17 protein-coding genes are annotated in these 19,159 nt (G+C 69.2%); 8 read left to right on the top strand and 9 right to left on the bottom strand.

Translation table 11 applies throughout. The features are described from left to right. Positions 1-10: 10 nt before the first annotated feature. Positions 11-2,185, top strand: coding sequence for an MMPL family transporter (locus Ate02nite_RS17795; RefSeq protein WP_203806763.1), 2,175 nt, complete (start codon positions 11-13; stop codon positions 2,183-2,185). A 245-nt stretch (positions 2,186-2,430) separates the two neighbouring features. Here the strand turns inward: Ate02nite_RS17795 and Ate02nite_RS17790 are convergent, their stop codons facing one another. Continuing rightward, entirely contained in the window at positions 2,431-3,444 is a 1,014-nt protein-coding gene (locus Ate02nite_RS17790; RefSeq protein WP_203806761.1) for a DUF2278 family protein, read from the bottom strand. Between the two features lie 147 nt (positions 3,445-3,591). On the opposite strand from Ate02nite_RS17790, the gene Ate02nite_RS17785 reads away from it, so the two are divergent. Next, on the top strand, positions 3,592-4,425 hold the full coding sequence (locus tag Ate02nite_RS17785) for a hypothetical protein (RefSeq protein WP_203806759.1): 834 nt from the start codon (positions 3,592-3,594) through the stop codon (positions 4,423-4,425). Positions 4,426-4,468: 43 nt separating this feature from the next. Further along, on the top strand, positions 4,469-5,968 hold the full coding sequence (locus Ate02nite_RS17780; RefSeq protein ID WP_239147489.1) for an ATP-binding protein: 1,500 nt from the start codon (positions 4,469-4,471) through the stop codon (positions 5,966-5,968). A gap of 1 nt (position 5,969) precedes the next feature. Here Ate02nite_RS17780 and Ate02nite_RS17775 read toward each other — a convergent pair whose 3' ends face one another. Then, positions 5,970-6,737: a S1 family peptidase gene (locus Ate02nite_RS17775; RefSeq protein ID WP_203806757.1), complete on the bottom strand. Its 768-nt coding sequence runs from the start codon at positions 6,735-6,737 to the stop codon at positions 5,970-5,972. Between the two features lie 65 nt (positions 6,738-6,802). Between Ate02nite_RS17775 and Ate02nite_RS17770 the strand changes: the two genes are divergently transcribed. After that, positions 6,803-8,503, top strand: coding sequence for an eCIS core domain-containing protein (locus tag Ate02nite_RS17770; protein WP_203806755.1), 1,701 nt, complete (start codon positions 6,803-6,805; stop codon positions 8,501-8,503). Positions 8,504-8,527: 24 nt separating this feature from the next. Then, the gene (locus Ate02nite_RS17765) at positions 8,528-9,190 is read left to right on the top strand and encodes a formylglycine-generating enzyme family protein (protein ID WP_203806753.1); all 663 of its coding nucleotides are present in this window, start codon (positions 8,528-8,530) and stop codon (positions 9,188-9,190) included. A gap of 72 nt (positions 9,191-9,262) precedes the next feature. Here Ate02nite_RS17765 and Ate02nite_RS17760 read toward each other — a convergent pair whose 3' ends face one another. The 7 genes from Ate02nite_RS17760 to Ate02nite_RS17730 all read right to left on the bottom strand — a co-directional run bounded on the left by Ate02nite_RS17760 (position 9,263) and on the right by Ate02nite_RS17730 (position 15,621). Continuing rightward, the gene (locus Ate02nite_RS17760) at positions 9,263-10,360 is read right to left on the bottom strand and encodes a discoidin domain-containing protein (protein ID WP_203806751.1); all 1,098 of its coding nucleotides are present in this window, start codon (positions 10,358-10,360) and stop codon (positions 9,263-9,265) included. 95 nt (positions 10,361-10,455) lie between these two features. Then, entirely contained in the window at positions 10,456-11,652 is a 1,197-nt protein-coding gene (locus tag Ate02nite_RS17755; RefSeq protein WP_203806749.1) for a hypothetical protein, read from the bottom strand. Then, positions 11,649-12,017, bottom strand: coding sequence for a putative periplasmic lipoprotein (locus Ate02nite_RS17750; protein WP_203806747.1), 369 nt, complete (start codon positions 12,015-12,017; stop codon positions 11,649-11,651). The genes Ate02nite_RS17755 and Ate02nite_RS17750 overlap by 4 nt, the downstream gene beginning before the upstream one ends. After that, positions 12,014-12,859 (bottom strand): hypothetical protein, encoded by an 846-nt coding sequence (locus Ate02nite_RS17745; protein WP_203806745.1) that lies wholly within the window; start codon positions 12,857-12,859, stop codon positions 12,014-12,016. The genes Ate02nite_RS17750 and Ate02nite_RS17745 overlap by 4 nt, the downstream gene beginning before the upstream one ends. After that, positions 12,856-13,899 carry a hypothetical protein gene (locus Ate02nite_RS17740; RefSeq protein ID WP_239147488.1) on the bottom strand — a complete coding sequence of 348 codons (1,044 nt, stop codon included), beginning with the start codon at positions 13,897-13,899 and terminating at the stop codon, positions 12,856-12,858. The genes Ate02nite_RS17745 and Ate02nite_RS17740 overlap by 4 nt, the downstream gene beginning before the upstream one ends. An 82-nt stretch (positions 13,900-13,981) precedes the next feature. Next, positions 13,982-14,539: a LemA family protein gene (locus tag Ate02nite_RS17735; protein ID WP_203806743.1), complete on the bottom strand. Its 558-nt coding sequence runs from the start codon at positions 14,537-14,539 to the stop codon at positions 13,982-13,984. An 89-nt stretch (positions 14,540-14,628) separates the two neighbouring features. Beyond that, entirely contained in the window at positions 14,629-15,621 is a 993-nt protein-coding gene (locus Ate02nite_RS17730) for a LacI family DNA-binding transcriptional regulator (RefSeq protein ID WP_203806741.1), read from the bottom strand. A 319-nt stretch (positions 15,622-15,940) separates the two neighbouring features. Here Ate02nite_RS17730 and Ate02nite_RS17725 point away from each other — a divergent pair, with 319 nt between their 5' ends. From Ate02nite_RS17725 to Ate02nite_RS17715, 3 genes are read left to right on the top strand one after another with little or no spacing between them, the layout of a single operon-like run. Continuing rightward, positions 15,941-17,278, top strand: coding sequence for an extracellular solute-binding protein (locus tag Ate02nite_RS17725; RefSeq protein WP_203806739.1), 1,338 nt, complete (start codon positions 15,941-15,943; stop codon positions 17,276-17,278). Between the two features lie 50 nt (positions 17,279-17,328). Continuing rightward, entirely contained in the window at positions 17,329-18,288 is a 960-nt protein-coding gene (locus Ate02nite_RS17720; protein ID WP_203806737.1) for a carbohydrate ABC transporter permease, read from the top strand. After that, positions 18,285-19,151, top strand: a complete 867-nt coding sequence (locus Ate02nite_RS17715) for a carbohydrate ABC transporter permease (protein ID WP_203806735.1) — start codon at positions 18,285-18,287, stop codon at positions 19,149-19,151. Before Ate02nite_RS17720 ends, Ate02nite_RS17715 begins: the two co-directional genes overlap by 4 nt. Positions 19,152-19,159 lie beyond the last annotated feature (8 nt).

Below are 19,159 nucleotides of genomic sequence, written 5' to 3'. Positions count from 1 at the left end.
GGGGGTTTTCGTGGCGACCTTGTTGTACCGGCTGGGCCGGTTCTCGTTCCGCCGCCGCAGTTTGGTGGCCCTGCTCTGGGTGGTCGTGCTCGCCCTGTTCGGGGTCGGTGCAGCCACGCTGTCCGGGCCGACCAGCGACGCGTTCTCGATCCCGGGCACCGAGTCGTCCCGCGCGCTCGACGTGCTGGAGGAGAAGTTCGGCTCCGGCTCCGACGGCACCACTTCCAAGGTCGTCTTCACCGTCGACGGCGACGCCAAGCTGACCGGAACGGCGCAGAAAGCCGCCATCGAGAAGGCCGTCGCCGAGCTCGCGAAGGCCCCGCAGGTCGTCTCGGTGGCCGACCCGTTCACCGCCAAGACGATCTCCGAGGACGCGCAGACCGCCTACGCGACGGTCAGCTACGCGGTCGGCGCCACCGAGGTCACCGACGCCGCCCGGGACGGCCTGTTCGCGGCCGGCCGCAGCGCCGAGAGCGCCGGCATCGAGGTCGAGTTCTCCGGCGAGTCGACGGTTGTCGCCGAGAGCAGCCAGTCCACCGAGGGCATCGGCATCATCATCGCCGCGATCGTCCTGGTGATCACGTTCGGCGCCCTGATCGCGGCCGGGCTCCCGCTGCTCACCGCGGCCATCGGCGTCGGCCTGGGCATGTGCGGCATCCAGATCGCCACCGGCTTCTTCGACCTGTCCTCGTCGACCAGCGCCCTGGCCACCATGCTGGGCCTGGCCGTCGGCATCGACTACGCGCTGTTCATCGTCTCCCGATTCCGGCATGAGCTGGCCCAGGGCCGCGACGGCGAGGAAGCGGCCGGCCGCGCTACCGGCACCGCCGGCTCGGCGGTCGTGTTCGCCGGCCTCACCGTGATCATCGCGCTGGCCGCGCTGTCGGTCACCGGCATCCCGTTCCTGACCGCGATGGGCCTGGCCGCCGCCGGCACCGTGCTGATGGCCGTGATCATCACGCTGACCCTCACTCCCGCGCTGCTCGGCTTCGCCGGCCGCAAGGTGCTCCCGAAGAAGGACCGCACCACGATGCGCCCGCCGACCGGCAAGATGCCGTTCGGCGAGCGCTGGGCCCGGCTCATCCTGAAGAACCGGATCCTCGCCCTGGTGCTCACCCTCGGCGCGATCACCGTGGTCGCCCTGCCGGCCCTGAACCTGCAGCTGGCCCTGCCCGACGACAGCACGGCGGCGCCCGACAGCACCCAGCGCAAGGCTTACGACCAGCTGGCCGAGGGCTTCGGTGCCGGCTTCAACGGCCCGCTGATCGTGGTCGTCGAGAACACCACCAAGGCCGCCGCGGCCGACGCCCAGGCGATCATCGGCAAGCTCGACGACGTAGTCCTGGTCACCAGCCCGACCATGAACCAGGCCGGCGACACCGCGATGCTGACGGTGATCCCCGGCAGCGGCGGCACGGACGAGGCCACCAAGAACCTGGTAACCGCCATCCGCGACCTCAACATCGACGGCGCCGACCTGGCCGTAACCGGCACCACGGCGATCAACATCGACGTGACCGACAAAATCACCAAGGCTCTGGTCCCGTACCTGGCAATCGTTGTCGGTTTGGCCCTTATCCTGCTCATGCTGGTCTTCCGCAGCATCCTGGTGCCGCTCAAGGCAACGCTCGGCTTCCTGCTCAGCGTGGCCGCGACCTTCGGCGCCGTGGTCTTCGTCTTCCAGGAAGGCCATCTGGCCGGCTTGCTGGGCGTCACCTCGACCGGCCCGATCATCAGCCTCATGCCGATCTTCCTGATCGGCATCCTGTTCGGCCTGGCCATGGACTACGAGGTCTTCCTGGTAACCCGCACCCGCGAGGAGTTCGTGCACGGCGCGGCCCCGAACGCCGCGGTAATCAGCGGCATGCGCCACGGCGCGCGCGTGGTGACGGCCGCCGCCCTGATCATGATGAGCGTCTTCGCCGGCTTCATCCTGGCCGACGACACGATCATCAAGACCTTGGGCTTCGCCCTCGCCTTCGGCGTAGCGGTGGACGCCTTCCTGGTCCGGATGACCATCGTCCCGGCGGTGCTGTCCCTGTTCGGCAAGGCGGCCTGGTGGCTGCCCACCTGGCTCGACAAGATCCTCCCGAACGTAGACGTAGAGGGCGAGGGCCTGACCAAGCAGCTGGCCGCGGCCGAGGCCGGCCAGGACCCCAACGAAAAAGACCTGGTAAACGCCTGACCCGCACGCTGAAAAACGGCCCCGTCGCGCTTGCGGCGGGGCCGTTCTCTTACGCTCTTTCTTTCCGTACGCGCCACCCAAGGTCCCGTGGCACTCAGTCCCGCCAGGCGGCCCAACCGCTCCGCGCGCCCGCCCCGGGCGGGCCCGGCCCAACCGCGCCGCGCGGCCCGGCCCAACCGCGCCGCGCCCTCGCAGCGGGCGGGCCCGACCCGGATGCGCCCGCGGCCGGCGGGCCGGCCCGACCTCTAGAAGGTGATCGTCCAGCCCTCTCGGGTTGACTGGTCGGCGGTGTAGGCGACGCCGTCGACCTTGAGGCCGCGGGCGTCCAGCAGGGTGATCGTGCCGCCGCGGTTGCCCAGCTGCAGCGGTGCCGTGCCGACCCGCAGGGTGTCGCCGGCCGGGAGCCGACCGCTCAGCGGGTGCCGGTTGCCCGCCCGGTCGACCAGGGCCCAGTCGGTCAGGTCGATCTCGCTCGGGCTGGTGTTGAGCAGGGTGACCGACTCGGGCTCGGGGGCCGGGCCGACCGGGTTGGCGAGAGCGCCCACGATCCGGACCAGGTGGTCGGGCTCGCCGGGTCCCGGCGTCGGGGCCGGGCCGGGCGACGGGATCTCCGGCAACGGGTGGCCGGTGGTGTCGTCGGTGTGGAACGACTGGGACTGGAAGGCCAGGAAGATCGCCACCCAGGTGTCGTCCGGGAAGTGCAGCAGCAGCCCGCCGTCCTGGAAGACCCCGTCGTCGCCGGCGAATCGTCCGCTGTTTCCCTGGTTCATGTGCACGTCATGAACACCGTTACCGGGCGAGAAATGAAATACCTTGTCGGGGGTGGTCGGTTCCGGTCCCCAGGCCTGCCCGAATACGAATGCTCGGGCCTCGGCGTTCCCGAGCGCCCGCCGCACGTAATGATCGAGGAAATCGCCGAGATCGTTCTCCGGCCCCGGCGCGGCCGTCGGCACCGGCCGCATCGTCTCCCGCTGGAAGAGATTGCTGCGGATGTAGTCGAGCGCCGGCCCACCGGCCTGCCCGCCCAGCTCGGTGAACCCGTCCGGCAGGCCGCGCAGCTGCGCCAGGATCGGGTGCGCGAAGTTGTCCACGCCCACGTAGAGCAGCTCGGGCGGCCGCTGCTGCGACCGCACGTTGACCGCGGCCCGATAGTCGACCCCGGCGGCCCGTAAATGTATTTGATAATGCGGCGTATCGCTCGTTTCGATCCGGCGATCTATAACTGCCGCACGAAGAACTCCATAACGCTTGATGGGCATGGCAGCGAGTCAACCACCGCCCACTCGAACGGTCAGTCAAAAGATCTACATTCCACTCGAGCGGCGTCCGCTCTTAACGACCGCTACGCCGGCCGTTCGATTAGTCGTTCAACGCTGTTCCGGATCAGGAACAGCGGAGGAACACTGGTGAATCAGCAGAACGCGTCCCGGAATGTCATGTTCGTGGCGAGTGCCCTGATCGCGGCGGCATTGATCGCGGCGGCCGTTCCGGTGGTGCGGCCCTGGCTGCCGACACTGCGCAACGCCAACGCCGGCACCACCGTGGAAACGTCCGCGCCGCCGAAAACCGGCCGCCCCGGTGACCCGTTCGCCGGGACCCCGGCGGAGAAGTTCCCGAAGGGCGCCGCGGGCATCGTGCTGCCGAAGGCGAAGGCCATCGACGGCTTCACCCGGGCCGAGGTCGACTGGGCGTTGAAGCGGGTGCGCGACGGCCTGGTCGCAGCCCGGCTCGACCAGCGGATGCTGGTGCGGCACGACCCGGAACCGTTCCTGGCCCTGCTCATCACGCAGCTGCGCGACGACGTCCGAGCCTGGTTCCGCAACGGCCAGTTCGAAACCCTGGCCACCTGGACGGACCCAGCGGTGAAACTCGACACGAAGCACGGCACCCGAGTCTCGGGCCGAGTCACCTACAGGTCGTACGTCGCGAACAACGTGCCCACCCTGCAGATCACCACCAACTTCGTGTGGGTGTATTCCTTCGACACCGGCGACCCACCGTTGGCCGCCGTGCACGACACGATCCGCTGGGAGTTCTACAAGGTAGCCGGCGTCGATTGGGGCATGGCGATAGGCGAGTCCAAGTCCTACGACTACTGGATGGACTGCGCCGCCTCCGACCGCCACCTGCTACGCCCGGCCCGCCCCAACGCCCCGACCAAGCCCCGAAAGGGCACCGAGCCCGCCGAAAGCTACCTACGCCCAGACCACACCCTGGACGTCCCCGACGGCTGCCCTTGACCCTTCGCCAGCTTGCATAGGTCGAGTTATGATAACTGGACCTATGACGAGGAGGGTAGCCGTGGCGAGCCTGGCCAGGCCGGCGGAGATGTTCGACCGGGATCGCGAGTGGCGTGCTCTCAGCGCGTTCGCCACCGATCCGGCGGCCGGCGCGACCCTCGGCGTCGTATCGGGTCGCCGTAGGCAGGGCAAGACCTTCCTGCTCCGCGCCCTCTGCCAGGCAACCGGGGGTTTCTACTTCGCGGCCGACGAGGGCACCGACCGGGAGTCGCTGAACCGGCTCGGCGCGGTTCTCGCCGACCACTTGGGCGCACCCGCGCCGTTCGTCTTCGACACCTGGCACTCGGCGATCGACGCGCTGCTGGCCCTCGGCCGTGACCGTCGCATCCCGGTGGTCATCGACGAGTTCCCCTACCTCGTGCGGGCCAACCCGCAGCTCCCGTCGATCATTCAGAACGCCCTGGCGCCGTTGCGTGCCGAGCGCGACACCAGCCGTACCAGTCTCCTGCTCTGTGGTTCTGCCATGTCTTTCATGGGTCAGCTGCTCAGCGGTAACGCTCCGTTGCGTGGCCGGGCCGGATTCGAACTGGTCGTGCCTACCCTCGATCACCAGCTTGCCGCCGAGTTCTGGGAGGTCGGCGACCTGGCCACCGCACTCAAGGTCAACGCGATCGTGGGTGGGACGCCGGCCTACCGCCGGGAGTTCGCCCGGGACGACAGCCCGGCCGGACCGGACGACTTCGACCCGTGGGTGCTGCGCACCGTGCTTTCCCCCACCAGCCCGCTCTTCCGCGAGGCGCGCTATCTGCTCGCCGACGAGCCGGAACTGCACGATCTCGGTCTTTACCACTCGGTTCTGGCCGCGATCGCGGCCGGCAACGCGCAACGCGGCGGCATCGCGTCCTACCTGGGCCGCAAGTCGGGAGACCTGGCCCACCCGCTCACCGTCCTGGAGGACTGCGGGCTGATCGCCCGCGAGCCGGACGTCTTCAAGGACAACCGGACCACCTTCCGGATCGCCGAGCCGCTCGTCACCTTCTACCACGCCGTCATGCGGCCGATCTGGTCCGACCTCGAGCACACCCGGGACGCGACCCGGCTGTGGCAGCGCAGCCAGCGACGATTCGCCGGCAATGTCCTCGGTCCGCACTTCGAGCAGGTGTGCCGGCACTGGATTCGGCACCTGGCCCCGCCGGATCTGCTCGGCGACTACCCGAACGTGGTCGGCGTCGGCACGGTCAACGACGCGGCCAACCGGATCGCGCACGAGGTGGACGTCGTGGCCTTCGGCCTGGACGACGACGATCGCCGTCCGCTCATCGCGCTCGGCGAGGCCAAGTGGGGGGAGACGATGGGGCTCGGCCATCTGGACCGTTTGCGCCGGATCCGTGCGCTGCTCGCCGCCCAGAACCGCTACGGCGCCGCCGACGCCCGGCTGGTCTGTTTCGGTGGGGCGGGCTTCACCGAGGAGCTGGTCGCGGCCGCCGACCAGGACCATGGCGTGGTCCTGGTCGGGTTGGCCGACCTCTACCGGCGTGCGTGACTCAGTGGCCGGAGTGGATCGCGGTGCGGATCCAGGCCGTGATGTTGTCGGTTCGGGCGCCGCTTTCGATCTCGGTGTGCGGGCAGCTCGGGCCGTTGCTGACCACGGCCACCAGACGGGGCCACTGCTTTGCGCGCTCCACGAAGTACGGAGCTCCCGAGTCGTACGGGCATGGGGTGGTGTCCGGCGCCGGAGCGTAACCGTTCAGGCCGACCTCGGTGTCGCTGAGTTCGACGACCTTCAGCTGGCCGGTCCGCAGGTGGGTGACCGGCGTCGGGTTGGTGCTGGTGACCGAGCCGTAGCCGGTTACCCGGACGATGGCGCCGATCTGCGGAGCCTTACTACCCAGCGTGATGGGGCGGACGCCGCGCACCGGCTCGGCCAGCTGGGCCACCGCCACGTCGGCCGTCGGTGACTGGCGCACCGCGACGATCGTGGTCTGGATGCCGTGGGTAGTGTCGGTGACGTCGGTGCGGCCCACGTCCGCGGTGGTGATGTCGGCGACCGGGCGTTCCACCCGGACGCCGTTCTGGTCGCGGAAGCAGTGCCCGGCCGTGATGATCCAGCGGGCCGAGATGAGTGCTCCCGAGCACCCGCTGTTGCGTTTGCCGCCGTCGGCGGTGGGGATGCCGGTCATGGTCAGCTTCACCGAGAACGTGTAGTGACCGTCGGGCACCTCCTCGCCATTGGCGATCGCCAGGGCGGGCGAGGCGGACAGGGATAGTGCGAGGAGTCCGGCAGCAGTGCCGGCAATGATCGTTCGCAACATGGGCGACAACGTATCGACGCTACGCAATAGCCGCACCTTGGCGAGAAAGTCGTACTCTGAGGTTCGTGCGCGAGCGGGAGCGGCGTCAGCGCGACCCGGCGGCGGTGGCCGCCGAGCCGGAGCTTGCCACGAAATCGGCTCCGCCGCTGGTCAGCAACCGTGCGGTCGCTCAACTTTTGTCCACTGAGGACGGCACGCGGCTCGACACGGCCGAGGTCGGCGTCCCGCTGCGCGGCGTTCGGGTGCACACCGGTCCGGAGGCCGCCGCGTCCGCGGCGACGCTCGGCGCGCGGGCGTACACCTCGGGCGAACACGTCGTACTCGGCTCCGGCAGTGATCACGCCGTACTCCTGCATGAGCTGACGCATGTCGCCCAGAATCGCCACGGTGTCGGCGCCGAAGCCGGAGGCGAGGCCGCCGAGCGGGAGGCGCGGCAAACGGCCGCGCTGGTCAGTCTGGGTTTGCCGGCGCCGCCCATCCGGGCGGCGGGCGCCGGCCTGGCGCTCACCCCGGTGAGCGACAAGGTCGAAGATCTTGTTTCGTACGGCCTGGCCGACTGGGCGGTTACCGCGGGGGACGAGTCCGATGTGCTGTCCGCGCTGGAGACCGATCCAGATTTCCCGGCCACGGTGTTCCAGATGTTTCAGGACCACATGCTGGAAGAGTTGTTCGACCGGATCGACGTGCCGGCCAACCGGCGCCGCCTCGTGCAGTTGATGGGGGCCAAGCTCAACGCGATGCTGCACGCACTTGTCGAACCGCACATCCGCAAGCTCGGCCCGGAGTTCGAACTCCAGTTCAACCTGGGGAAGTTCGGGGTCACCTCGGCGGCGCCCGCGTTCGACCCGAAACCCCTCGAAACCGCGCTCGTCGACCGCAGCAAACGCACCTCGGGCGGCTCGCCGACCACACCTTTCTCCGGAGTCGGCGCCACCGGCGTCAGCCCGGTCACCCAGGAGATCGGCACGTTCTATCGCACCGAGGGCGCGCCGCAGATCCCGATCGAGGACAAGGCGCTGCTGGCCGGCGGCCACAAGAAGACGGTGGCGGAATACAGCAACCCGCTCGGCGACCTGAACGCCTACCTCGCCGGGCTGACCCCGGCCGAACGCAAACAGCAGGCGGAACTGTTGCTGAAGCGGAAGATCTCGTCGGTCGAACCGGAGTCGTACGCGGGGAAGCTGCCCGACCGCGCCCAGGTGATCCGGGGCGCGGCCAAGGCGCACCGGCTGCATCCGGCGATGCTGGCCGCGTTCCTGCTGGCCGAGCAGCGCGACCAGTCGCAGGCCGAGGACGCCAAGGACTTCCAGGGCGCGACAAGCGTCATGCGCGGCAACACCTCGATCGGCCTGGGCCAGGTGGTGGTGTCGACCGCCCAGCGCGAGGACCTCTTCGACGACCTGCTCAGCGCCGAGACCCGCAAGCTGTACGAGCTGAACAAGGTCGCCGGTGCCGGCGGCCACGTGACGACGGCCCGGCTGCTGGCCTCGGACGAGTTCAACATCTTCGCGGCCGCGAAATACATCCGGCTGGTCGCCGACAAGGGCAAAACCCTGGCGCCGGGCACGCTTCCGAGGACGGTGGCGGCTTTCCCGGGGATCAACTTCGGAGCGTACGCGGGACTCTCGGACACCTGGCCGGACGACAACATCCGGGCGCTCGCCTCGGAGTACACGTCGACCGCGTGGGACGACAGCGTCTCCACCGGCTGGGCCAACTTCGTCTGGGAGGCCTATCAGGACGTACTGGCCGCCGCCGTGTTCTGAATGGGGTCGGGTGGCCCGACGCCTATGGTGGCGGACGTGCTCATCGAACTGACCAGCCTGCCGCCGGGACAGGTGACGCTCTCCGACCGCCGCACCCAGCGGGTGTGGCCGGTCGATCTGACCGCCTTCCGGCTAGGCACCTTCCCGGTCACCCAGGCGCAGTACGCCGAGGTCACCGGCGAGCGGCCGGGCACCGCCCCGGGCGACAACCGCCCGGTCGAGGGGGTCTCCTGGTGGGACGCCGTGCGCTTCTGCAACGCGCTCTCCGAGCGCGACGGGCTTCCGCCTGCCTATCGGCTGGCCGACGACAGCATCGACTGGGACCCGGCCGCGTCCGGCTTCCGGCTGCCGACCGAGGCCGAATGGGAGTACGCGTGCCGCGCCGGAACCGCCGGCCCACGGTACGGCCCGCTCGACGACGTCGCCTGGTACCGCGGCAACTCAGAAGAGCGGATCCACGACGTCGGCGGCAAGACCCCGAACAGCTGGGGCCTGCACGACATGCTCGGCAACACTTGGGACTGGTGCTGGGACGTCTACGATGCCGAGGTCTACGGCACCTACCGGGTGCTGCGCGGCGGCGGCTGGTTCGACGAACACTGGAGCTGCCGAGCCTCGGTACGCCGCCGAAGCCATCCGTCCCTGCGCCTCGACGACGTCGGCTTCCGGATCGCCGCTCCGGGTTAGCCTCACTCCGCGCCAGAACTGCCAGATCTTGGAACGGCAGCTCAGCTGGCCAGGGCCGGACTACAAAAGTGCCTAGTGGACCTCGAGTTCCTGCAATGAGTAGCCGTACTGGCTGACGCGCTTGAGGCCGTAGACGCGGACGTAGCGGGCCGGGACCTTGGTTACCGGGATCTCGCGGACGCCGTCGGTGCCGGCGGTGGTTCGGTAGACCGTTGACCACTTGCTCCCGTCTAGGGAGAGGTCTACCCGGTAGCTGAGGGCGTAGGCGTGTTCCCAGGCCAGGCGTACGTCGCTGATCGCCCAGACCGCGCCCAGGTCCACCTTGATCCACTGCGGATCGGCGAAGCCGCTGCTCCACCGGCTGGCCATGTCGCCGTCCACGGCGGCCGAGGCCGGCCAGGGGGCGGACTCGATGCTGGACGCGGTGGCCGTCTTGTTCAGGGCCAGGTTGGTGCCGCTCGGGTTGGCCCGGCCGGTGACCGTGGGCGAGGACGACGGGGTGGGTTTGCTGGTGGCGGTCGCCGTGGGCGATGACGGCAGTGCGGACGCCGAGGTCGGCGCGACCGACGATGCCACCGGCGAGGACGGCGAAGGCGTGGGCGCGTCAGTCACGCCGGTCGCCGGCAGCTGAACACCGGCTTGCCCGCTGGAGTCGGCCGCAGCGGTGCCGTCGATGGTGGTGGGTTTCGCCCGGTGCACCGCGATGCCGCCGGCGACCGCCCCGAGCGCCACCGCTCCAACGACGACCGGCACCAGCCAGAGCCGACGCCGACGCCGCCCGGAGGCGGCCGGCGACCCGGCGCCGTTCTGGCTGGCCGGCCAGCCGATGTCCGGGGACCCCGAGGCGTTCTTGCCGCCGCGCCGACCCGTGGCTGGAGTACCGGGGGCGTTCAGACCGGACGGCCGCTTTGGGGTGCGTGAGGTGGCCGCCTGGTCGGTGGCCGGGCCGGGGCCGGTTGGCCGCCCGGTGGCCGGGGAACCGGAGGTGCGGAAGCCGCGGAGGTCGCGGGTGGACTGGCCCGGTCGGGGCGAGGCGGCGAAGACCGCGCGCAGGGCGGCGGCCCGCTCGGTCGCGGCCTTTTCCGATGCGGACGGGCGGCCCTCGTCGGAGGACGGGCGCTGGGCTGGTACGTCAGCCGGATCGGGATGGTCCGATGGCGTGCCTGTCACCAACATCTCCCTCGATGGCGGTCGGGTCGGACGGCGGGTAGCTTAGCGATCTTTTGTGTGTCGATGTGTTGAGACGTGGGCGGTTGCACTGTCAGTTACCGGACGAAGAGCAGGAACAGTCCCGCCCACGTGCAGGCAATCATGAAAAGCACTACCGGAAGCTCATCGGCCAGAGTGGCCAGTGGCGGCCGGCCGGGCGGCGCGGCGGCCAGGGCGAGGTCGTGCGCGACCAGCACCCCGACGGCGTGACCAGACAAAATGAGCACCACCTGGAGCACCGAGACGACCCGCGCGTCGGGCCCGACGGTCCAGACTGCACCCTCGGCGAGCCCCCACTGCTGCACCAGCAGCAGCACGCCGCGTGGCCCTTCCACCAGCAGTGACGTCAGGTAGTGCGCGACGGTGTAACCCACAGCGATCGGAATCAGCGAATTGGCCACGCCCGAACGGCGTACGCCGAGGAACACCAACCCGCAGACCGCGACCAACCCGGCCGTGCCCAGCCCGGTCGCATGCCCGTGGCGTTGCACGAACCCGGCCCAGGCGGGCGAGCCGGTGGCGCTGTCGAAGACGGTCGACCCCCACCAGACCGCGAGGAAGGCCGCCCGCCCGATCCCGGCCGGATGATCCACCGCCAGCCCGGACAGCCAGGGCCGCCACCGGAGCGGGCTGAGCCGCCCGGCGAGATCCGAGTAGACCTCAAAGGCGTCCCCGCGCCCGAACCAGTCCTCCCCGAAGCGCGCCGCCAGCCCGAGCTGCACGGCGGCGTATCCCACCAGGACCAGCCCGATGACCAGCGGATCCGTCCGCCCCGGCGCCACCAGCTCCAGCCAGGCAAACCCCAGCAGCCCCACCGTCGCCACCCACGGCCCCGCAGCGCCGACGGCTGGGGTCGGCGGATGAGGGATGCGGTCCAGGCGTAGCAGGCGGTAAGCGGTCCGCAGGGGATTCACCGCCCGCCAGGCCGGGCCCAGCGCCACGCTCAGCGGGATCAGCCCGACCCACAACCAGACATAGAGGGCGTGCGCCGCCGGATTCGATGCATCGCGCGGCCCGAACAGCGCGTCGGCCACGATGTAGATCGAGACCGCCAGGACGGCCAGCCGCGCTGGAAGGCGCCACCACGTCGAGCGGGGGTGGCATTCGGTGGCGGGGGAGAGCCGGGCTCTGCGCCACAGCAACGCCGACCCCAGGAACGAGATGGCCACGGTGGCCGCCCCGGCCTGGAGGACCAGGTCGAGGGGGAGCGGCAGGTCGGTGGATTGGCCGACTCCGTGGGCCAGGACGGTCATCGGACCTCGAGCTGCACCAGCAGGGTGTCGGGGTGGGCCTCCACGTCGAACAGTCCGGCCCGGTCCGCGGTGAAGGACACGCAGCCGGGCGTGCCGGGCGCGGCGTCGTACTCCAGGTCATAACCGTGGATGTGCACTTGTCGGACTCTGTCCGCGCTGATCTGCACCTGTACCGTCCCGCCGAGCGGCACCGCGACCCGGTGGGGCGCCGGGTCGGCCCGGCCGTCCAGCACGGCGGCGGTCACGGTCACCGTGCCGGGCGCGGCCGACGAGCAGCCGGTCACGGCATGCGCGGCCGACGCTTGGCTGCACCCGGCCAGCAAGACCATCCCGACCGCGGCGAAAGCGATGTCCGCGCGCTTCATGCGGCGGCCTGGCGGGCGGCCAGGGTGCGTAGCACCGATGCGCCGGCCACTGCCGCGCCCGCGCCGCCGCCCAGGGCGACCACGACGAGGAGGCGTTCCAGCGCGGCGGGGCCGGCGAACGGCAGGACCGAGCGGTGGAAGGCCGTCACGTCCGGCAGGACGAAGACCGCGGTCAGCGCGGCGCCGGCGCAGACCGCCAGCAGGCCGGCCGGCTTGTGCCGGACGACGGCCAGGAAACCGCCGGCGATCAGCGGCCAGGCCAGCAGGTTGATGCCGGCCGCGTTCACGAACGTGCCGAGCAGCGGGGCCGAGGTCACCGCCAGGCTCGACCCGGTCACGTGGGCGACCGACGCGGCCATCGCGGCCACCCCGATCCCGGCCAGCACCAGGTCAGCGCGCCGGACGCGGCGGCATATCAGCGGCACAGCCACGGCCACGGCCAAGGTGAGCGCCCACCACGGCACGAACGACGGCGGTGGCACGTGGTCGAACACCCCGCGCACCGTGACGGGAGTGCCGCCGGCGTCCAGGGTCAGCGACCAGTCCCCGCCGGAGCGCCGGCCGACCGGCGTACTGTGCGGGTCTGCCCAGGTCAGCGACGAACCCGGGGCGACCGTCGAGAATGCCGGGACGGCGACGGGGAAGCTCGTCCGGTTGACCAGCCGCAGTTTGGCGCCGTCCTCGATGGTGGTCACCGACAGGCCCGGGACCGGCGGGGAGATCGACACGACCCGGCTGCGGGCGTCGGTGGCGACCAGGCCGCCCGCGTGGGCGGACGCCGGCGCGCCCCACCCCAGCACCACCGCGCACGCGACAAGGAACAGCAGGCCGAACCGGGTCACTGCGCGGCGACGGACGCCGGCGAGGTCTCCGCGGGCGCGGGCGACGACGGCGGGCGCACATTGCGGGCGATCAGCACGGTGCCGATGCCGGTCAGCGCGGTGTAGGTCAGCAGGCCGCTGACGATGTGTACGTTCCAGCCGACGCCGATCTCGAGGTCGGCGACCACCAGCAGCGCGCCCCACACCAGCGGCGGCGCGACCAGGCCGAGCAGCACCCAGGCCTGGCCCGGCGACAGCGGCAGGACCGGGCCGAGCACCCGGGCGACCAGCTCGACGCCGACCGCGCCGAACGCCACGGTCAGCGGCAGCCACCACGGTTCGCCCTCGAGGAACATCAGGTGCATGGCGATGGCGGGCAGGCCGACGAGCAGGCTGGGCACGCCGATCGGCAGCCGCCAGCGGCGGCCGATCAGGATGATCGGCAGGAGCAGAAGGACGGTGGTGAAGAGGAAGCCGTGCATGATCTGGGCGTCGGTCGAATAGATGCGTACGGGGTTCTCGCCGTCCCCGAAGAAGATCGTGCCGAGAAGGTTGGCGTGCAGCGAGTAGATGTGCAGCGGCAGCACCGTGAGCAGCGCCGAGATCGTCACCAGCGTGCCATCGGCGAAGGAGAGCCGGTCGCTGGTCGTCATCAGCGCCGGGCCGACCGCGACCAGCACCATGCCGAGGATGATGAACTCGTGGCTGGGACTCACGAAGATCTCCAGGCCCTGCTCGATGCCGAAGATGTTGTGCCACAGCGTGTCGATGCCGCCGCCGACGAGCAGGAACGCCATCCCGAGCAGGGGCACCCGCAGCGCGTTGGGCAGTGCGATGACCGTCGCGTAGGTCGGAATGTTCGGCAGCCGGGAACGCAACAACCACACCAGAGTGAGACCGGACGCGGCGATGCCGGAGTAGAGCACGGCGTGCCACGGGGTCCAGAACGTTTCCAGTTCGGGCGTGGTCGCGTGCGCGTACGCGTCGAGCTGCAGCCCGGTGACCAGCCAAGCACTGGCCACCAGCATGATCCAGCGTTCGCGCGATGAGAAGGACACCACGACCCGCTCCTTAGGGAAGCCCGACAGGAAATGCCAGGGACAACCTACATTCCCGCGAGTCGATGATTCGTCAACTTGCCTGTCAGAAGCGGGCGTGGACCGGCCCGCGTTCACCACCGGGGGCCCGGAAGAAATCACGTCGCCGGAAGCCGGGAAGTGCCCGGAAGGCAGCGTTGTAGTCCTGCACCGCGGTGTTGTAGGCCTGCTGGGCGTACGCGGCGCGGTCCTCGGCGTTGGAGAGTTCCACCTGGAGGGTGACGAAGTGCTGGTGGTGCCGCAGGTCGGGGTAGGTTTCGGCCACCGCCAGCAGGCGGCCGAGCGCCTGGGTGAGCGTGCCCTCGGCCTCGGCCCGGCGGGTCAGGCCGGAGGCCTGCGCGGCGGCCATCGCGCCACCGCGCGCGGCCACCACCGCCTCGAGCGCCGCCCGCTCGTGCGGCGCGTAACGCTGCACCGTGTCGACGAGGTCGGGGATCAGCGCGTAGCGGCGGTCGAGTTGATTCTCGATCTGCGTCCACGACGTCTCGGCGGCGCTGCGCAGCCGGGCCAGCCGGTTGTAGGTGGCCGCCAGCACGGCGGCCAGAACGATCAACAGGGCGCATCCGACACCGCCGCCGACGGCGGTGATCGTGCCACCAGTCATGAGAGTTCCGCCCGTTCAGGGACCGATTGTCGCCCAGAAGATAGTGCGCTGGGTGCACGGAGCGGCACTGTCCGTTCGGGTGGTATTGATCAATATCCGAGAGTGCTCTGCCGGGGGACCAGTTCGTGCGGGGCGCGCAGCTCGACGCCGGGGATCGGTTCGGAGGCGGCGATGCGCAGCACCAGGCGGTCCACCGCCAGCTGCGCGATCGCCTTCTTGTCGGGGGAGATGGTGCTGATCGTGGGCTGGCTGTAGCGACCGTCCTCGATGTCGTCGTAGCCGATGACCGCGATGTCCTCGGGCACCCGCAGGCCGCGGCCGAGCACCGTGTGGATCGCGCCCGAGGCGACCAGGTCGCTGTAGCAGAACACCGCGTCGGGCGGGTCGGCCCGATCCAGCAGGGCGGTCATCGCGGTGGCGCCGTCGATCCGGTTGAAGCGGGCGGTGCCGATGATCAGCGACTCGTCGACCGGCAGGCCGGCCGCCTCGTGCGCGGCGCGGAAGCCCCGGGTCCGCAGTTGGGCGGCCTCACCCGTGGGGTACGGCTGGTCGCCGATCGCCGCGATCCGGCGTCGTCCGATCGCGATGAGGTGCGCTACCGCCTCGGTCGACGCCGCCACGTCGTCGATCCCGACGTGGTCGAAGGTGCCGTCCGAGACCCGTTCGCCCAGCACCACCAGCGGCAGGGAGGGGTCGCGGGCGGTCAGGTCCTCCTGGGCCAGGCCGAGCGGGCTGATGATCATGCCGTCGAACAGGTGCCGCCGGGAGCCGCGCCCGATCAGTTCACCCTCGTGCTGGCGGTCGCCGTCGGTCTGGTCGATCAGCACGTTGTAACCGAGTTTGCGGGCGGCCGGGATGATCGCCTGCAGCAGCTCGGCGAAGTACGGCGTGTCCAGGTAGGGCACCACCACGACGATCTGCCCGGACCGGCCGGTGGCCAGGTTGCGGGCCAGAACGTTGGGCCGGTAACCGAGTTCGGCGATCGCCGCCTCGACCTTGGCGCGGGTGCTGTCGGTGACCTTGGCGTAACCGTTGACCACATTGGAGACCGTGCGCGGGGAGACGCCGGCCAGGTCCGCCACATCACGCAGCGTAGTTTCTCGCAAGGGTTGCCTCCCCGTTCGAGCGGACAGAAGAGTCCGAGGTAACGAAAGTATTTCCGCGACGTTGCCCCTTGCCAGACCCTAACGGTCGAGGCATAGTCCTTTGCAGCGCTGCAATCGGAACTTACATCACACATCACCGGCGAGTGGTGAGCTCCCCCCACCCTCGGCATCCATTCAGATAGTGCACCCCCACCCCGAGCCTGACATCACGCCGGGTAATCAATCCTGCCCGTTTTGTCTGCTCCGGTGCGATCTCAGGAGGCCAGGAATGCGCCTAACAAAAACCCTGTCCGTCGTGGCCCCCGTTGTACTCGCTCTCGGACTCGCCGCCTGCAGTGGTGGCGGCGATGACGGCGGCAGCGGTAGCACGGCGGCCAAGCCCACCAACTGCACGAACAAGATCGTAAAAGAGGACGCGCCGCGCGTTCTCGTCTGGGCCTGGTACCCGAACATGGCCAAGGTCGTCGACAACTTCAACAACCAGCACACCGACGTCCAGGTCTGCTGGACCAACGCCGGCCAGGGTCAGGACGAGTACTCGAAGTTCCAGACCGCGGTCTCGGCCAAGAAGGGCGCGCCGGACGTCGTCATGCTCGAGGCTGACCAGCTGGTCGGCTTCGAGATCCAGGACGCGCTCGTCGACCTGTCGCCGTACGGGGCAAATGATGTTAAAAAGAATTTCAGTGAGGGTGCCTGGAAGGACGTCTCGCAGGGCGACAAGGTCTACGCGGCCCCGATCGACGGCGGCCCGATGGCGCTGATCTACCGCACCGACGTCTTCGCCAAGTACGGCATCACCAAGCCCCCGGCGACCTGGGCCGAGTACGCCGCGGACGCCGCCAAGGTCAAGGCGGCCGGTGGCCCGCCGTTCGGCGACTTCGCCAGCAACGTGCCGGCGGTGACGACCGCGCTGATGATCCAGAAGGGCGCGACGCCGTTCCAGTACGACCTGGCCGACAAGCAGAACATCGGCATCAAGGTGGACGACCAGGCCACCAAGGACGTGCTGAACTACTGGGCCGACCTGTCGACCAAGAAGCAGATCGGCAAGGAAGACCAGTTCACCACCGACTACGTGGCGGGCATGGTCGGCGGTAAGTACGCCACCTACGTCTCGGCCGCCTGGGCGCCCGGTTACCTGACCGGCGCGGGTGTCGGCAACGGCTCGTCCAAGGGCAAGTTCGCGGTGGCGCCGCTGCCGCAGTGGGACGCGGCCAGCCCGGTCTCGGTCAACTGGGGTGGTTCCGCGTTCGCGGTGACCAGCCAGGCCTCCGACAAGGCGGCCGCGGCCAAGGTCGCGCTCGGCCTGTACGCCGACGAGGCGTCACTGACCGATGGCTGGAAGACCCAGACGATCTTCCCGCTCAACCAGAGCGTGCTGAAGTCGGACGAGTTCATCAACGCGAAGGTCGACTTCTTCAACGGTCAGACGGCCAACAAGGACATCTACATCCCGGCCGAGAACGCCTACAAGGGCGCCGTCTACAGCCCCTTCACCGTCTACTACTACGCCCAGCTGCAGGCCCAGATCGTGAAGCTCAACGCCGGGCAGACGACCGGCGACAAGGCGGCCACCGACCTGCAGAACGCGCTGGTCACGTACGCCAAGAGCCAGGGTTTCACCGTCAAGTAGTCCGCTCGGGCCGGGCGGCTTCGGCCGCCCGGCTTGGCGATAGGAGTGTCATGGTCAGCATCACACCGCCGACCGCGCTGAGCGACGGCGCCGTCGTTCCCGACACCCCGGCGGCCCCCGGCGGCCGTCGCGGATCGGCGCGGCGCCACTGGGTCGGCTGGTTCTTCATCTTCCCGTTCCTCGTCGTGTTCCTCGCCTTCCTGGTGGCGCCGCTGGCCTACGCGGCCTACCTGAGCCTCTACACCAAGGGTCTGGCGACCGGCACCACGTTCGCCGGCATCGACAACTACAAGCGCGCGTTCACCGACCCGTCGTTCCTGCACGGACTGTGGTTCGTGCTGAAGTTCAGCCTCGTGGTGATCCCACTGCAGGTGTTCGTGGCGCTGGCCGCGGCACTGCTGCTGGACGAGATCGTCGGCCGGCTGGCCCGATTCGCGCGTTTGATCATCTTCTTGCCGTACGCCATCCCGGTCGTTCTTGGATCTTTGATGTGGGGTTTCCTCTACAGCCCCAGCTTCGGGCCGATCGAGCAGATCTCCACGCTGTTCAATGTGCAGGCGCCGTTCCTGCTCAGCCAGGGCAACATCTTCTACGGGCTGCTGAACGTGGTCACCTGGCAGTGGGCCGGCTACTACATGATCATCATCTACGCGGCGCTGCAGGGGATCGACACCTCGATCTATGAGGCGGCCCGGACCGACGGCGCCAGCAGCAAGCAGATCGCGTTCCGCATCAAGATCCCGATGATCACGCCGGCGCTCGCGCTCATCCTGGTCTTCGCGCTGATCGGCACCCTGCAGTTCTTCGTCGAGCCGAAGGTCCTCGGCCCGATCGCGAACGGCACGGTCACCCCCGACTTCACGCCGAACATCTACGCGGTGACCCTGGCCCTGCAGTACGCGCAGTTCAACTACGCGTCGGCCATCTCGTTCTCGCTCGGTTTCGTGGTGTTCCTGGCCGTGGCGATCTTCATGTTCGTTACTCGCAAGCGAGGGAGCCTCTTCACATGAGTGACACCCCGCGTCGTATTCCCCGGCATATCTGGGGGAAATTGCTGCTGCTGGCCCTGATCTGCTATTTCCTGGTGCCGGTCTGGTGGCTGTTGGTGGCGAGCACCAAGAACGCCGAGGGCCTGTTCTCCGGCAGTGGCGCGCTCTGGTTCAAGGGTGGCTTCCACTTCTTCGAGAATTTGCACGACCTGTTCGCGTACAACAACGGTGAGTTCCTGACCTGGCTCGGCAACTCGGTGCTGTACGCGCTCACCGGCGGCATCGGGTGCACGATCATCTCCGTACTCGCCGGTTATGGATTTGCGAAGTTCCGGTTCCGCGGCCGCAACCTGGTCTTCGCCGCGGTCCTCGGCTCGGTGGTGGTGCCGCTGACCTCGCTGGTCATCCCGACCTTCGTGATGATGACCAACATCGGGCTGATCGACACCATCTGGGCGGTCATCCTGCCGTCGCTGCTCAGCCCGTTCGCGGTCTATCTGATGCGGGTGTACGCCGCCGCGTCCATCCCGGACGAACTGCTGGACGCGGCCCGCATCGACGGCGCCGGCGAGCTGCGCACCTTCTTCCGGGTGGCGCTGCCGCTGATGCGTCCCGGCGTGATCACCGTGCTGCTGCTCTCGGTCGTCTCGACCTGGAACAACTTCTTCCTGCCGCTGGTCATGCTCTCCACCTCGAAGCTCTATCCGCTCACCGTCGGCATCACCCTGTGGACCACCCTGGCCAGCTCCAACAACGGCGGCGGTCAGTCGCTGTGGAACCTGATCATCGTCGGTTCGCTGGTATCCATCGTGCCGCTCGTCATCGCCTTCCTCACCCTGCAGAAGTACTGGCGGGGCGGGCTGGCGGTCGGCAGCCTGAAGTAGGAGATTTC

Source organism: Paractinoplanes tereljensis (assembly GCF_016862435.1).
GTDB classification, from domain to species: domain Bacteria; phylum Actinomycetota; class Actinomycetes; order Mycobacteriales; family Micromonosporaceae; genus Actinoplanes; species Actinoplanes tereljensis.
The sequence above is the reverse complement of the archived record's forward strand: the minus strand, read 5'-3'. Positions and strand labels throughout refer to the sequence as shown.

Excerpts from the sequence above, each read along its gene's own strand:
- Ate02nite_RS17790 (WP_203806761.1), bottom strand. The coding sequence starts at position 3,444 with ATGCCCATCAAGCGTTATGGAGTTCTTCGTGCGGCAGTTATAGATCGC.
- Ate02nite_RS17780 (WP_239147489.1), top strand. The coding sequence starts at position 4,469 with ATGACGAGGAGGGTAGCCGTGGCGAGCCTGGCCAGGCCGGCGGAGATG.
- Ate02nite_RS17775 (WP_203806757.1), bottom strand. The coding sequence starts at position 6,737 with ATGTTGCGAACGATCATTGCCGGCACTGCTGCCGGACTCCTCGCACTA.
- Ate02nite_RS17765 (WP_203806753.1), top strand. The coding sequence starts at position 8,528 with ATGGTGGCGGACGTGCTCATCGAACTGACCAGCCTGCCGCCGGGACAG.
- Ate02nite_RS17755 (WP_203806749.1), bottom strand. The coding sequence starts at position 11,652 with ATGACCGTCCTGGCCCACGGAGTCGGCCAATCCACCGACCTGCCGCTC.
- Ate02nite_RS17750 (WP_203806747.1), bottom strand. The coding sequence starts at position 12,017 with ATGAAGCGCGCGGACATCGCTTTCGCCGCGGTCGGGATGGTCTTGCTG.
- Ate02nite_RS17735 (WP_203806743.1), bottom strand. The coding sequence starts at position 14,539 with ATGACTGGTGGCACGATCACCGCCGTCGGCGGCGGTGTCGGATGCGCC.
- Ate02nite_RS17720 (WP_203806737.1), top strand. The coding sequence starts at position 17,329 with ATGGTCAGCATCACACCGCCGACCGCGCTGAGCGACGGCGCCGTCGTT.
- Ate02nite_RS17715 (WP_203806735.1), top strand. The coding sequence starts at position 18,285 with ATGAGTGACACCCCGCGTCGTATTCCCCGGCATATCTGGGGGAAATTG.